This is a genomic window from Candidatus Zixiibacteriota bacterium (genome assembly GCA_019038695.1).
In the GTDB taxonomy this organism is placed as follows: Bacteria; Zixibacteria; MSB-5A5; order GN15; family FEB-12; genus B120-G9.
This window is the reverse complement of sequence record JAHOYZ010000001.1, coordinates 15,552-29,245: the sequence shown is the minus strand read 5'-3', so window position 1 is coordinate 29,245 and position 13,694 is coordinate 15,552. Positions and strand designations below refer to the sequence as shown.

The following is a 13,694-nucleotide window of genomic DNA, read 5'->3' as shown; positions in this document are numbered from 1 at the left end:
ATGACCGGTAACAAGCATTTCATACACGAGACCGCCATCGTTGAGACCCATAATATTGGTGACGGTACGCGCATCTGGGCATTTTGTAACATCCAGAAGGGGGGCACTATTGGCGCCGATTGTAATATCTGCGACCATTGTTTCGTAGAGGCCAATGTTGTTGTTGGCGATCGTGTGACGATCAAGAACGGTGTGTCGCTGTGGGATGGGGTAGTAATCGAGGATGATGTATTTGTTGGCCCGAGTGTTGTTTTCACCAATGATATTCGCCCTCGCAGTAAGGCGCATCGCACCGAGTATGATCGAACCCTCGTTCGTCAGGGAGCGACCATTGGAGCTGGAGTGACGATCGTCGCTGGCAATACGATTGGTCGCTATGCCTTCGTCGGGGCTGGCGCAGTAGTTACTCATGATGTGCCGGACTTTACTCTCTGCTATGGCAATCCGGCTCGCCTAAAAGGGTATGTTTGCAGGTGCGGGGAGAGGCTGGACTTCAATTCTGATTATCTCGATCAGAATACCACAGGAACACGAAGTGTTTGTGCTTGCGGTCTTCATTTTCGACTGGATGCTGACCAGGTGATCTGCGAGTCATGACGGATCGGGCAACATCAAAAAAAACTCTGGTTGTTGTTGTTACCTACAATGAAGGGGATAAACTTCGGGCGCTCGTGAATCGCTTCCCCACGGATCGAGAGTATGATCTTGTCTTCATCGACGATGGTTCCACCGATGGCTCGACGCAGTTTCTTGAGGTGGAGGGGCATGCCGTCATTCGACACAACCAAAACTGTGGTGTCGGAGTAGGTATTCGGTCGGCTGTAGGATACTGTCGCGAGCATGGGTATGAAGTGATTGTAATAATGGCCGGTAACGGCAAGATGCTTCCTGAGGAAATCCCACGATTACTGGAACCAATCGTTACCGAACAAGCTGACTACGTTCAGGGGTCTCGTTATCTGGAAGGTGGACGTAGTCCCAATTTGCCACGATTTCGTCACTTTGCCATTCGGTTACTCACGGGCGTGATCGGTCGTTTGATCGGATTCCGCGGAACCGATCTTACCTGTGGATTTCGCGCCTACCGCTTGAATCTTCTCGACGATTCCGAGGTGGATATAAGTCAGGATTGGCTTGGTCGTTACGAAATGGAATACTATATCCACTTCAAGGCTATCACGCTTGGGTATCGGGTGACAGAAGTACCGGTCTCGATGATCTATCCGGAGCATCGGAAGGACTATTCGAAAATCAAACCTTTGACCGGTTGGTGGTCAATGCTCCGACCCTGGGTGTTTCTACTCCTGAGAATCAAAAAGTAGATTAGATCCTCGCTGTCAATTGTGTCACAGCACTTTATTCCCATCGCTGGCAGCTGTATCCCAACTGGTTGATGTTCAAACTTGACTCCCCGATTCTGCAGGAATATCGTATTCCTAAGAAAGGAGTAACTCTGTGTGAAGCGGATTCTAATTGCAGCAGTACTGCTGGTGGTGCTCATCAGCATAGCCTATCTCAAGACTAATCGGCAGTACGACCAGTCGCAGGATGCCTATGATGAGGGTCGAATCGTGGGCATGAAAGGGCTTGATCAGAAGCGTCAGGAAGCTGATTCGCTTCGCTACAAAGCTATCCAGCAGGAAATTGCATTCGCGGATTCGATGTTGGCGCTAAGTCGTGATCACCGCCAAGAAACAGATTCACTGATTGATCGCATTAGCTTTTTGAAATCGGAGATGGCCAGCCTTCAGAGTAAGCTCCAGGATGCCAGGAATTCGACAAGGGATTCTCAATCGATGGCTAAGAAAAGCGAACCGAAAAAGCCGTCCCGGCATACACAGATATTGACCGCCTACAAGAAGAGATATAGAGCATTACCGTCTGACCTGTCAACTTACGAAAAGCGAGTTGCTCTCGGGGAGATCAGACAGGAGACAGCAGACGAATTCAAGATTACATTGGCCGAGCTAAGCAAAATCCGAACGGCAGGGAAGCTAAACTACTGAGGAGCAGGCGAGAGATGGGTTTGCGAGAGTCTGATTTTGCCGAAATAATGGTTGATAAGCTGATTCTGGAATCGTTTGCCAACGAACGATCACCCTACCATGTCGATGAAGCTGACAAGCCATCTCAGGCGAACCTTGATAGGTTTCGACATAAGCTCAGGTGGCATATTGGTCATTCACTCTCCAAGCGCCAGAAACAGGTAATTGGACGATATCTCAAGGGGCGAACAGAGCGTGAAATTGCCGCAACACTTGGCATCACTCAACAAGTAGTACACATCTATAAACATCGTGCGATCAAGAAGTTACGTAAGGTTGTCGCCTCTTAGGTGTATGTCAAATAACTTATTAGTGAGGGGCGTTATTGAGCCCGATGCGTCCGTCAGCACCTTTGTGTAATTATGAAGGTAGTTTGAACTTGAATGTTTTGTGACCTTGAGGAGGTGATATCTTTCTTTAGGACATTCCCTATTTAACCTCACACCGCCTTTTATTGCTATGTTTTGTTTAACCTTGCGGTTGAGGGGGACCGGAAAGACATAGGGAGTTGTACCATGCCAAAGAGAATAACTGATAGGAAATATGCATCTCTGGGTGAAAAAGACTGCTGGCACCCGTATAGTCTACAGATGCTTCGACCGTCCAGATTCACGACTGTGGTCGGAAAGATTCTAAGTGGGCGGTACCTGATGGTTTCGGCGCGCATTAGTAGAGGATTACAGAATCCCCAGTAGCTCAGGGAGAATCCGGGATGCGCATTCTCCTCGACGATTTTGGTATCAGACTACCAAGTTTGGCAGGATCTGTGTTTGGCACAGGTCCTGTTTTTTTGCCTGTTTTCAGCAGTGAATTCTAAGATGAGGACATTTGACTTGACTCCCTGCAAAGGGAATTGTTCTATTGTGCCGAAAGAAGTGTCAATAGCCGTATGACAAATGATGCGTCAGTTCATGGACCGGAACAGGAACTACGGCGTATAATAGGGCAGACATTGAGACACAAACGGACAACATGGCCATTAGACAGCTAACAATTCTATTGATTATCTCGGTGGTTCTCGGCCTTGGAGTGAACCTGGTTTCCCCCAACAGCATTGCGGTTATTGGTAAATACCGGTCGCTATCCAGTGGCACTGAACCGATTATCCCCCCCAATGCTGATGTCGATGACCCTCCCTTCATAGCCCTTGATCTGGCCGAATTAGAGTTCAACAGCGGGAATGTCGTGTTCATTGATTGCCGGGAGCCGGAAGAGTTCGAATGCGGTACGATTCCCGGAGCGATCAATATTCCTTTTGACTATCTTCCAGAGGACAATCTGGAGGCACACATCGATTCAGCTCTGGGCCACTGTGCTCGGGATACCAAACTGATTACATTCTGCTCTGGGGAGGAGTGTGATTTATCGTTGCACATGGCACGCAATTTACAGGCTTTTGGCTACACGAACTTAGGGATCTTTTTTGGTGGTTCTCGCGAATGGGTTGCCTTCGACCTGAAGCTTGAGCGGAGGCGCAATTGCGAAGAATAGTCGACAACGATTATCTGACCATGCTCTTTCGACTGGCCGTGGGAGGTGTCTTCATCGGGGCTTCGGTGTACAAGATTATTGAGCCGGGCGACTTCGCTAGATCTATCTGGTACTACCACATGGTTCCGGGCAATCTGATCAACTTGATGGCGCTGATTTTGCCCTGGCTGGAACTTGTGGCCGGTCTGTGTCTCGTTATTGGCGTGCTCTACCGGGGGGCAGTCATTGCGGTCAATGGGATGACCGTGATCTTCATTATAGCTTTGTCAGTTGCCATTCAACGTGGCATTGACATTGATTGCGGCTGTTTCAAAGCGGCCCAGGCTTCGGGAGAAGCGGCCTGGGAGGCGTTAATATTTGACCTGGTGCTGATTGTCCTGACGATCCAATTGGCCTTGAGCCAATCTACCAAGTGGCGTCTGAAGTAGTGTTACTGCTACTGGACGTGGGGTGTAATCATTATTATCAAATCAGTGGTAGCAGTTTCCTTAGTAGTGCGGGTGAATAATAGCTTGCCCAGAAATGGGATATGTCCCAGTAGCGGCACCCGGTAGGCTTTTTCGATCTCATCTTCCTTCAGTAATCCACCCAATACGGCCGTCTCACCATCATCGACAGTGATCGTAGTTTTGATGGAGCGAGAGGTTGTGATCGGCTTTTGACTATCCGCCGGACCGGTGTAGCCAATTATGTCCTCAATCTTAGGAAGAACATCCAGAGTAATACGACCATCTTCGTTTATCCTTGGGGTGACGGTGAGGGAGATGCCTATTTCCTCATCCTGAAAAGTAACTACATCCGAGGTGGCGGCTCCTTCGGTGAAACGGCTGACCGTGGCAATGGGGATGATAGTCTCAATTTTTATAATGGCCTCATGGTTTTCCAGCGTCGTGATGCGCGGATCGGAGACCAATCGGCTGTTGCCATCCTCGTTGAGAAGGTCGAGAGCTACTTGAACCTGCCCCATGGTCAGGGTGGCCCAGGTAAAATCTCCTGTGTTCAGATCGTGAGAGGCGGCTCCGGTGGTACCACTGCCCGATTCCCCACCGGCGCTTTCGCCCATGACGGCGGAGAATGATGTTGGCCACGAGAATCCAAGCTGGGACTTGTTATCAATTTTTGTCTCGATAATTCTGACTTCGATTGACACGACCCGTTCCGGCTGATCGAGCTCGGTCAAAAGGGCAATCATCTCTTTGACTACAATGGGAAAATCAACAAGCAGAATCCTGTTAGGGGTGTATTTCGAACCGTCCTTGCTTCCCTTGTCCAGTATAATGGCTTTGCCTTTCCCGGACAGAAGGGGCTCAAGCGACTTCTGGGCAGTGATGGGAGTCAGATATTTTAGCGTTACTACCTCTGAAGCCAACTCCCCCGATGCAAAGGCGTCATACGCCTTGACAACGATCACGTCGTCATTAGTATAGTAGTTGTATCCCATTGGTCCCAGGATAGCCTCCATCCCGGTTGCCAGGTCAACGTCATCAAGTCGCAGACTGACTTCCCCGGAAACATCGCCGGAAATGACAATGTTCAAATCGTGTTGCTGGGCAATCATATTCAGAACCATCGCCAATGATACTTCCTTGAGATCGAGTGACAGCTTGGGACCGTCTTGACCAGAGGTGCCAATTGCTGGTTGGGCCAGTACAGACACTATGATAATTAATAAGAAAACCCGAGCAGTACGCATCATCATTTATCCTTTGGCTACCATCAGAGTTATTTGCGAGCCACGGTAGTTCAGAGTGACCCTTTTGCGTTCGATTGCGATGACTTTGGCTTGATCGACCATGTCACCGATTCCGACGGTGGTATTGTTTATTATTGCCATGGGCTGGTCTGGATTGAAGACAATACCGGACAGCACCCAGTTTCTGACTTGTTCCACTTGCTTCGCTTCAGTTTTGACCGGTGTCCGGAATGGATCTGAACCCCACTCAAGGTTCTCGTATCGCTTAATGTCTACCAGTTTCTCAGGAACATGAGTAACTGCGGACCCGGTAATTGGTTGTTCTAAAGACGGTTGTATGTCTGTTTGAACGCTCTTGCTGTCTTTGTCGGGGATGTTAGTTACTGCCCAAAGTACAGCCACTACTGAAACTCCGTAGACAATCTTCTTGCGGGTGGCATCTGTCATGATGTAGTCCCCAGATGGCCCAGCATGGCTCGGAAACTGACTTCGAGACTCAGAGCATGTCTGTTATCACTCGTTCCTTTGATCATCCGGCAATAGTTGATGCCGCGAAAGTACGGAGTTTGTTCCAACGTCTGGATGAACCGACCGCAGTCTGTATAGCCCCCACTCAGGCGCATGTCAATATTGACAAACAAAGGTTGAGCGGTAGTTGTGATGAGTGTATTCATATACAGCAGTTCCCGGATAGACGGACTGATCTCGAGAGGTTTTAAATTACCCTTGTAAGCTATCTGCTCCAGATGGTCAAACAGTTCGATAATATCCGTCTTGGCGTACAGGTGTGAAACCACATCCAGCCGAGTCGCTTCAAGATCCTCCGAAACCGACAGGAAGGATGGTAGACCTGACATGATGTTATCGAAATCGGTCAACTGACGCAGTGCATTATCGTTAGAGGATAACTGCCGTTCCTTGTCCTGGCAGTAGGGCGCATAAATCATGAAGAACCATATGGCTATCAAGGCCAATCCGGCTCCGATGTATGCCATTGAGCGCCGACTCATATTATCCCTCGCAATCCGAAACTGAACTCGATCTGAAATCCGTCACCGGTTGATGTCTTCTGATGTCTCTTGATGGTTACCTCGCTGTAAAACGGACTCGCATTGAGTGCCTCAAGGTATTCTGCGACCATAATCTCAGGTGGGATCGTGTTCGAAATAGCTCGACCAGTGATAGTGAGGTTTTCATTCTGGTCTTTGTGCTCGAACTTGAATTGGTCGAGATAAATGCCCTCGGGGGTTAGCAGTGATAGTTCCTTCAAGCTCAGAGCCAGATAACTGGGGTCGCGTTGGGCTTCAGACAAATAGGTTCGAGTGCTCGCGATCTGCCCCTTGAGTATGTTATAATGGTGGTATGCATCGGAACCGCGAAAACTCTCCACCTGTCGAGTGGCGTCAAGCGCCGCGTCGCGAATTGTGTTCAAGTCCTCCCGCACTATCCACCAACCCACTGCCAGCAGGAAAGTGATGAGCCCGAGCGAGAGTCGCCCCCAGTAATCCTGTCTCTGTCTGGCGTGCTGTGCTTTATCTTCAGGAGGCAGCAAGTTAGCCAGGCGTACGTTGCACATAGCCGCACTCAACGATGACAGGCATACCGCGGCAGTGTCATAGTCTGAGAATGCATCCCTACCTGAAGAACGGAATCGTTCGGTGGGGAAGTGGAGGAACTCGTATCCAAGGCGTGTTTTCAGTGGGGCGACTATTTCCTTACAGTAGGTCAGGTCGCCATAGATGTATATTTTGGAAAACGCCGGAGTTCGATACTGTCCCGAATAATAATCTAGCGAGGTCCGGATTTCTGAAGCCAGGGTCTCACCCAGATACTCAAATTGGAGGTCAGTTCCCTTGCCAGCCATTGAGGTCCCGATCTTAGAGACATGGATGAACTCCAGCGATGTACCCCTGTAAAATGCTATCTCAGTATGCTGTTGGCCAACGTTTAGAAGAACGTAGGATGCATCGGAATCGAAGTCGGGCAAGTACTCCAGCAACTGTCCGATAACATCATGGGAATTATATACTTGATGGATCTTGATACCGCGAGTATGGAAAGGAGCCAGGCTACTTTCAATCCTGTTCTTTGTAGACGCTTGCAGAGCGATCCGATACCGCGTGCGTCCGCCAGCAGCTATCTTACTGACGCGGCGATAGTCGACGATAGACTCATCGATCGGGAATGGGATCTGCTTCTCGGTCTCTAACTTTATTGCTGAATCCAGTTCCGTCTTCCTAAGAATAGGCATATGGAAGGTGCGAAAGGCTGTGTCGCTGGCTCCCAATACTACTGCTATGCGTGGTTTGCCTTTCCCGTGGTCAGTCAGGAATTCATCAATAGCTTGACCAATGAAGTTCTGTCTCGCTGTTGCTTCGGTCAATTCAGAAGGTATGTAGACCTTGCGCAGTTCAATGATGCGTCGGCTATTGGCAGAATGATGGCAAGCTGCCATCTGTATCGAATCTGTTTCCAGGTGGAAGGCCAGACATTTCCCGAAATACCAATTCCGCCAGGGACTAATCTGTGTCTCTGTTACTGTAACAGCAATCGGTTCGATCCCTGCCGTTGGATCGCTCTCGACATTGTCGGCCTTCCTCTTAAACAGCGTACCAATAGACATGACTAGCTCTTATCAAAAAGTCACGGTGATTGTATCGCTCCCGCCCACCGATCTGATTAAGCGGCTGGCTGGTGTATATACATAAGTAGTTCCCCAAGCATCGGTCAGATACTCTCCGTTGCTACTGTCAACATAGGGACCGTTCCAACCCAACCGTGTGAGGCGATTGTACAGTGCGATTGAGTCGGGCTTGGCGACCAAGTCAGCCAATAGCGATGGCGCATAGCCAATATCACCCTCGAATCCGCGATCAATGTATGCACCACCTGCCACCGCTGCGGGATTGCCGACGATGGCAAGTTGTAACGTCTGCATTTCGTTTCTGGTAGCAACTACCTTCGAGCTCTCGGAGATGTCACCGAACTTAGGCACGGCTACGACGGCCAGAATTCCCAGCACAACGATTATGATCACAAGTTCAACGAGGGTGAAGCCTGCCTGTTTTGGCGAGCTCACGCGCTCGAGGAAAATCACAATCTTATCCTCAAAATTTGTGCTCATCGGCAACGAATGTGGCAGGCCACAACTCGCCCGTTGCTGGCTTATATACCCATCCCGCGTTGGAAGTGATCGAGTCACCTTTGTTCAGAGAACTACCGTCAAAAATATCATCCGCGGAGTCTGAGATGGACGCATACGGATTTTTTGGGATTCCATGAGCCATGACATCCGATCCTCTTATTTCTGCCAGCGATGGCCATGCGGCTGTGCCGGTCGTGACGGCCTCGTTGGCGTAGAAGATAGTGATGCCCGAACGCAGGCCGCCCAGTGAGCTACGGCAGGCCGCTTCCCTGGCCTCGGATGACAGATCCTGGTACTTCGGTATCGCGACGGCAGCCAAAATGCCGAGAACGACAATGATAATCACCAACTCAATGAGGGTGAAACCACTTTGGTTGAATTTGTTAAACATCGGGGGACCTCCTAAAAACATGTTTCTTATGTACTCACTATGTTATCGGTAGCTTTAGTTCTGACCATTAGTGTATTGTCAAGAGTTGAAAACCTTAATTAAGTTCCACATCGGCAGGAAGATAGCTAAAGCCATTATTAGAACGAATACACTCATGACCAGAGTTAGAATCGGTTCCAGGATAGCAGTCATCTGGCTGGTAGTATACTTCACTTCCTTGGAATAATGGCTGGCTACCTGTTTGAGCATTTTTGTCAGGGAGCCTGATTCGAGTCCGATCATTATCATCTGCAGGGCCAATTCCGGAATGAACTCAAAGTGCTTTGGTGTAAGTTCGTTGTCTCGGCCGGATTTTAAGAAATCCTGCAATCTCGCGATCTCGGCAGAAATAGCTGAATTTTTAACCGAATCGACCAACAGATCAAGAGCCTTCACAATTGGCAAGCCAGATTGGAAGAGAATGCCGAACATCATGGCAAACCGTGCCACATTGCCCTTAATAATCAAGTTACCGAAAATGGGTATCTGTACGAATTTTCGGTCAATCCATTGGCGGCTGACAGGGGTCATCATGGCTTTGCGCAAACCAATGAACATTACGATCACTCCCCCAAGCATGATCGGCCAGTAGTTTGATAATATCTGGCTGGCTCCGATCAGTAGTCTCGTGGGAAGGGGCAGGTCCGCTCCGAAAGCATCATAGAAACTGACAAACCGAGGAACTACAAACGTGATTAGCACCAGGAAGGCAACCGCGATAGCTCCCATGACTATAAGTGGATAGCGAATGCCGCCCTTGAGCGCTCGGGTCAGTTCCATCTCTTGCTCAAGGGTTATGTTCATCTCTTCAAGTATCAGATCGAGCTTACCTGACTCTTCACCGGCCTCTACTCCGGCCACAAAGACTTTGGAAAACAACTCTTCGTGCTCACCCAGGGCTTGTGACAAGGATAGCCCACCCTGGATTCGGAGCCTAATCTGCTCCACAGCCCGACGGAAAGGGCTGTTTTCACGTCCTACCTTGATGAGTGAAAGTGCCCGCAAGAGGGGTATGCCGGCCTGGTAGAGGGTAAGAAGATTACTGGTAAACTGGATTAGTTGTTCATAGTGAGCACCTTTGGAAAACCCCCACACTGAGAGACTCTTGACCTCTCGTGTTTTCTCTACTGAAATTGGTGTGAGATTTCGCTCGACGAGATCATCGAGGACTTGCTGATCCCGCTCGGCGGCGACCACTCCTGTGTGTCGCTGGCCGTCATCAGAAATTGCCTGATATTTATACCTGGTTGGCATCTAGTACCCTCACGGGTGGGGAGGTAGGCGGATCGATGGGACACTCGCCACACGACGTTTCTTTGAGCAATTCCTCAAGGCAAACTGTTCCCAACTGTATTTTCTCGAGTCCGGAATCAAAGAGCGGAAGGTAGCCGTTGTGTCGGGCGCTTTCAGTAAGTTGTCCCAATGAAGCGCCGTTCATTATCATCTCCGCCAGGGAGGGGTTTATTTCGACGAACTCGTAGATGCCGGTTAGCCCGCGATAACCGCTTCTCTTGCACTTTGGGCATCCCGTCCCATGCTGGAAATTGAAACTATCAACTTTTCCAAGAAGTCCGGCCCGTTGTAGTACGGTATCTGAAGGGATATACGGCTCGGCACAATCCGGACAATTGGTGCGAACCAGGCGCTGAGCTAAAACCCCTTTGAGGGCTGAGGCTACGAGATAGGGTTCAATCCCCATATCAATTAGTCGCATAATGGTTGCGGGAGCGTCGTTGGTGTGGATAGTTGAAAACACCACATGGCCCGTTAGGGCCGAGCGAATTGCCATACGTGCGGTCTCGCTGTCGCGTATCTCGCCGATCATTATCGTGTCCGGGTTTTGGCGCAAGATGGATCGCAATGTCGAGGGAAATGTCAATCCAGCCTTCTCATTAATCTGCACCTGAATAATTAGCGGTAGGGAGTACTCAACCGGGTCCTCGACCGTAATCATGTTTTTCTCTATGCTGTTGATCTTTTGGAGAGTGGCGTACAGGGTTGATGTCTTACCGCTGGAAGTAGGTCCGGATATGAGGACCAACCCTTCCGGCTTATTAATAATTCGATCCCAGCTTTCTTCAATCACTTCATTGAAACCAAGTTGATTGAACTTAAGGAGTAAGTTCCGGCGGTCAAGGAGCCGGATGACCACTTTCTCGCCATGAATGGTAGGCAGGGTAGAGACTCGTAGATCAACACGGTTGCCGTCAACCAGCACCATGAACCGACCATCCTGCGGCAGTCGTTTTTCTGATACATCAAGATTGGCCGACACCTTGATACGCGAGATAAGTTCATTCTGCATTGACTTCGGTGGTGATGCTTCCTCTCGCATCACACCATCGACGCGATACCTGATCCGTAGCTTTGTTTCCTCTGGTTCTACGTGAATATCAGATGCGCGGTCTTTAACGGCCCGGGAGATCATTACATCAACCAACTGGGATACGGCACTCTCGACGGCGTTATTATCATTAATGTTGTCGAGTGTCGGCTCTTCCTCGCTGTCTTTTATTTCATGACCAATGAACTGGTTGAGAGAGTCAGCTACCGAGTAGAACTCGTCAATTGCGGCTTTGATATCGCTATCCGAAGCTATTGCACGCTTGATACTGAATCCAGTGAGATATTGTATTTCATCGATGGCGATGATGTTCAGCGGGTCGGCCATGGCCAGTGTAAGAGTGGTGCCGATCTTGAAGATCGGAATCAAAGTGTATCGCCTGGCCACATCTACCGGAATCTGCTGGATGACAGTCGGATCGATGACCATCGATGACAATGTTAGCTTGGGAATGTTGAGCCGCTCCGAGACAGTATCAAGGAGCTGGTCTTCAGTGATGGCCCCCAGACCTACCAGAATCTCCCCCAGGCGTCGTCCGGTTACTGCCTGCTCGCTTAATCCGGCGTTCAACTGCTCTGAGGTCAGATAACCTTTTTCGAGGAGAAGATCTCCAATTTTTTTATGTCCAGCATGTTCCGACATAATTGATCCGTTGAGGTCGAAAGAAAATGGTATTTTTTGCATTATCGGCGCTTGGATCAGAATCCTGAGTGAGATGATCCTCCAATATTAACTTGCCCATAGACGCTCCGCTTCTTATCCATAAGAATCGATTGGAGATAGTCTTGCATAGGTTTGTCAGCAGCGTATCAATATTTATTCTGTCCCTTATTATCTTTCCAATAGCAGTATTTGGGCAGACCATTTTCAATGGAGAAGGGGAAACGAAGATCAGTTTCGATCTGCCCACATACATGAATGACCGGCTGGTGGATAGTATCGAGATCGACAACAGGAATATCTTTGATACAGACTCAGCGGGATTTAATCATTTTGTTTTTAGATTAGCCAATCGGTTGCACATCATAACGCGAGATGCGGTTATCCGACGTGAACTTCTGTTTCGCGTGGGTGAGTCGTGCTCAATATTGCGGGTTGAGGAAACGGCCAGAAATCTTCGGAACCGACTTCAGTTATACGATGCGTGGATTGAGGTTGATACTTTGAACAATGGGCATCTGCTCATGAAAGTAGTCACTATTGATGAGTGGACGCTGGCGGCGGGACCCTCTTTTTCACGTGATGGAAACGAGAATATAGTCAGCCTTTCAATTTCTGATCGCAACATACTTGGACGCAACGAATTCCTATCTCTGGGCTATGTGATTCAGGACATTGATGACGATTATTTCGACGGACGGTTTATCGATCAGCGCTTTTGGCGGGGACAGGTAGTTCTGGATGCTATGTATTCAGACAATCCGGTCGAAAAGCTCAGGTTGCTGAAAATCTATCGACCGTATTACGATCTTGAACAGAGTTTGACCTGGGAAGTCATTTGGGGGGCAGCGCGGAGCCGGATTGATATTTATCATGATACGGAGCCGATCGGCCAATCACGAGCCGAGTCTGACCTTTTGGGTCTTAGTGTCGGTTGGCGAACAGGGTCGTATTTCGATCAACTCTTGTTTGACCTACGCTATGCTTATCTGTTTGAACGAGTGATTGGGGCCGACACACTCAGCAATGATCCTCTTGATGCTGAATTGGTGGCAGCCGCTCTGCCACGGGATTCAATCTATCATTTGGCCAGTGCCGGGGTAACGGCAACGCATCTTGATTTTACTAAGCTAAGCCGGATCGATGGTATCGGGAATACTGAGGATTTCGCGCTGGGACAGACAGTAGCTTTTTCAGTTTCCAGAGCATTTCAGCCGAGGCTCCGCACCCATATTTGGGACAAGCTGACCGGCTGTTTGTCCCTCGGGTATCAGTTCGGTAATAGTCTCACATACCTGTCATATTCTCGTGAAATGTGGTTTGATGGGGGTGGATATCTTCGACGACTCACGAACCTATCAGTGTATGGTTTCAGCTACCCAGTTAGGTTCATCACTTTCGCTTTCCATGGCCAGTACCTTTCCGATTGGAGGAACGATAATGCCGAACCCCTGACACTAGGTGGTATTAGTGGTATCAGGGGTTATGACAAGTATTTCAGGACCGGCAATCGGAGAGCTGTCTTCAATGCCGAGATTCGTTGTTTTCCCGACTTTGATTTCCTCTCATTGGTATTTTCACCAGCGCTCTTCATGGATGCCGGTCGTACTTGGAAAGTGAGAGAAGAAATCGGTTTGCGGGATTTTTATTTCAGTGGAGGGATTGGACTTAGATTTGCGATCGGACACTCCAGTCGGGATCGTGTAATCAGATTGGATTTGGCTCATTCAGGGCGTCTTGGTTGGCAGATATCGGTGGGCACTGAACACTATTTCATGGCGAGCGATGCCAGTTTACTATTGACAACTCATTGAGATACAATAAATTATATTATAGAAGTGATTGTTGTGGGAACATGACCGCTTTCGTTTTTGTACAAACTAATG

At 49.1% G+C, this 13,694-nt stretch carries 16 protein-coding genes; 8 read left to right on the top strand and 8 right to left on the bottom strand.

What is annotated here, in order from left to right:
* The 7 genes from KOO62_00140 to KOO62_00110 all read left to right on the top strand — a co-directional run bounded on the left by KOO62_00140 (position 1) and on the right by KOO62_00110 (position 3,964).
* A complete protein-coding gene (locus KOO62_00140; GenBank protein ID MBU8932391.1) occupies positions 1-597 on the top strand; it encodes an N-acetyltransferase in 597 nt (198 codons plus the stop codon).
* A complete protein-coding gene (locus KOO62_00135) occupies positions 594-1,322 on the top strand; it encodes a glycosyltransferase family 2 protein (GenBank protein ID MBU8932390.1) in 729 nt (242 codons plus the stop codon). Before KOO62_00140 ends, KOO62_00135 begins: the two co-directional genes overlap by 4 nt.
* A gap of 135 nt (positions 1,323-1,457) precedes the next feature.
* A complete protein-coding gene (locus tag KOO62_00130; GenBank protein ID MBU8932389.1) occupies positions 1,458-2,006 on the top strand; it encodes a hypothetical protein in 549 nt (182 codons plus the stop codon).
* Positions 2,007-2,020: 14 nt separating this feature from the next.
* Complete coding sequence (locus KOO62_00125; GenBank protein ID MBU8932388.1) at positions 2,021-2,335, top strand: LuxR C-terminal-related transcriptional regulator; 315 nt, start codon at positions 2,021-2,023, stop codon at positions 2,333-2,335.
* Positions 2,336-2,560: 225 nt separating this feature from the next.
* Entirely contained in the window at positions 2,561-2,740 is a 180-nt protein-coding gene (locus KOO62_00120; protein MBU8932387.1) for a hypothetical protein, read from the top strand.
* Between the two features lie 277 nt (positions 2,741-3,017).
* On the top strand, positions 3,018-3,536 hold the full coding sequence (locus KOO62_00115; GenBank protein MBU8932386.1) for a rhodanese-like domain-containing protein: 519 nt from the start codon (positions 3,018-3,020) through the stop codon (positions 3,534-3,536).
* Positions 3,524-3,964 (top strand): DoxX family membrane protein, encoded by a 441-nt coding sequence (locus KOO62_00110; protein MBU8932385.1) that lies wholly within the window; start codon positions 3,524-3,526, stop codon positions 3,962-3,964. The genes KOO62_00115 and KOO62_00110 overlap by 13 nt, the downstream gene beginning before the upstream one ends.
* An 8-nt stretch (positions 3,965-3,972) precedes the next feature.
* Here the strand turns inward: KOO62_00110 and KOO62_00105 are convergent, their stop codons facing one another.
* The 8 genes from KOO62_00105 to tadA form a co-directional block, all read right to left on the bottom strand.
* The gene (locus KOO62_00105; GenBank protein ID MBU8932384.1) at positions 3,973-5,235 is read right to left on the bottom strand and encodes a type II and III secretion system protein; all 1,263 of its coding nucleotides are present in this window, start codon (positions 5,233-5,235) and stop codon (positions 3,973-3,975) included.
* Positions 5,236-5,676, bottom strand: coding sequence for a general secretion pathway protein GspB (locus KOO62_00100; protein ID MBU8932383.1), 441 nt, complete (start codon positions 5,674-5,676; stop codon positions 5,236-5,238).
* A complete protein-coding gene (locus tag KOO62_00095) occupies positions 5,673-6,239 on the bottom strand; it encodes a hypothetical protein (GenBank protein MBU8932382.1) in 567 nt (188 codons plus the stop codon). Before KOO62_00095 ends, KOO62_00100 begins: the two co-directional genes overlap by 4 nt.
* Positions 6,236-7,852: a pilus assembly protein PilM gene (pilM, locus tag KOO62_00090; GenBank protein ID MBU8932381.1), complete on the bottom strand. Its 1,617-nt coding sequence runs from the start codon at positions 7,850-7,852 to the stop codon at positions 6,236-6,238. The genes KOO62_00095 and pilM overlap by 4 nt, the downstream gene beginning before the upstream one ends.
* Before the next feature lie 12 nt (positions 7,853-7,864).
* Positions 7,865-8,353: a type II secretion system GspH family protein gene (locus KOO62_00085; protein MBU8932380.1), complete on the bottom strand. Its 489-nt coding sequence runs from the start codon at positions 8,351-8,353 to the stop codon at positions 7,865-7,867.
* Positions 8,337-8,765, bottom strand: a complete 429-nt coding sequence (locus KOO62_00080; GenBank protein ID MBU8932379.1) for a prepilin-type N-terminal cleavage/methylation domain-containing protein — start codon at positions 8,763-8,765, stop codon at positions 8,337-8,339. Before KOO62_00080 ends, KOO62_00085 begins: the two co-directional genes overlap by 17 nt.
* Before the next feature lie 78 nt (positions 8,766-8,843).
* A complete protein-coding gene (locus KOO62_00075; protein MBU8932378.1) occupies positions 8,844-10,058 on the bottom strand; it encodes a type II secretion system F family protein in 1,215 nt (404 codons plus the stop codon).
* Positions 10,042-11,790 (bottom strand): Flp pilus assembly complex ATPase component TadA, encoded by a 1,749-nt coding sequence (gene tadA / locus KOO62_00070; protein ID MBU8932377.1) that lies wholly within the window; start codon positions 11,788-11,790, stop codon positions 10,042-10,044. The genes KOO62_00075 and tadA overlap by 17 nt, the downstream gene beginning before the upstream one ends.
* A 143-nt stretch (positions 11,791-11,933) precedes the next feature.
* Between tadA and KOO62_00065 the strand changes: the two genes are divergently transcribed.
* Entirely contained in the window at positions 11,934-13,622 is a 1,689-nt protein-coding gene (locus KOO62_00065) for a hypothetical protein (GenBank protein MBU8932376.1), read from the top strand.
* Positions 13,623-13,694 lie beyond the last annotated feature (72 nt).

What these genes read in the sequence shown, in the direction of transcription:
- KOO62_00140 (MBU8932391.1), top strand. Translation starts at nt 1, where the DNA reads ATGACCGGTAACAAGCATTTCATACACGAGACCGCCATCGTTGAGACC.
- KOO62_00135 (MBU8932390.1), top strand. Translation starts at nt 594, where the DNA reads ATGACGGATCGGGCAACATCAAAAAAAACTCTGGTTGTTGTTGTTACC.
- KOO62_00125 (MBU8932388.1), top strand. Translation starts at nt 2,021, where the DNA reads ATGGGTTTGCGAGAGTCTGATTTTGCCGAAATAATGGTTGATAAGCTG.
- KOO62_00120 (MBU8932387.1), top strand. Translation starts at nt 2,561, where the DNA reads ATGCCAAAGAGAATAACTGATAGGAAATATGCATCTCTGGGTGAAAAA.
- KOO62_00115 (MBU8932386.1), top strand. Translation starts at nt 3,018, where the DNA reads ATGGCCATTAGACAGCTAACAATTCTATTGATTATCTCGGTGGTTCTC.
- KOO62_00105 (MBU8932384.1), bottom strand. Translation starts at nt 5,235, where the DNA reads ATGATGATGCGTACTGCTCGGGTTTTCTTATTAATTATCATAGTGTCT.
- KOO62_00100 (MBU8932383.1), bottom strand. Translation starts at nt 5,676, where the DNA reads ATGACAGATGCCACCCGCAAGAAGATTGTCTACGGAGTTTCAGTAGTG.
- KOO62_00095 (MBU8932382.1), bottom strand. Translation starts at nt 6,239, where the DNA reads ATGAGTCGGCGCTCAATGGCATACATCGGAGCCGGATTGGCCTTGATA.
- pilM (MBU8932381.1), bottom strand. Translation starts at nt 7,852, where the DNA reads ATGTCTATTGGTACGCTGTTTAAGAGGAAGGCCGACAATGTCGAGAGC.
- KOO62_00085 (MBU8932380.1), bottom strand. Translation starts at nt 8,353, where the DNA reads ATGAGCACAAATTTTGAGGATAAGATTGTGATTTTCCTCGAGCGCGTG.
- KOO62_00080 (MBU8932379.1), bottom strand. Translation starts at nt 8,765, where the DNA reads ATGTTTAACAAATTCAACCAAAGTGGTTTCACCCTCATTGAGTTGGTG.
- KOO62_00075 (MBU8932378.1), bottom strand. Translation starts at nt 10,058, where the DNA reads ATGCCAACCAGGTATAAATATCAGGCAATTTCTGATGACGGCCAGCGA.
- tadA (MBU8932377.1), bottom strand. Translation starts at nt 11,790, where the DNA reads ATGTCGGAACATGCTGGACATAAAAAAATTGGAGATCTTCTCCTCGAA.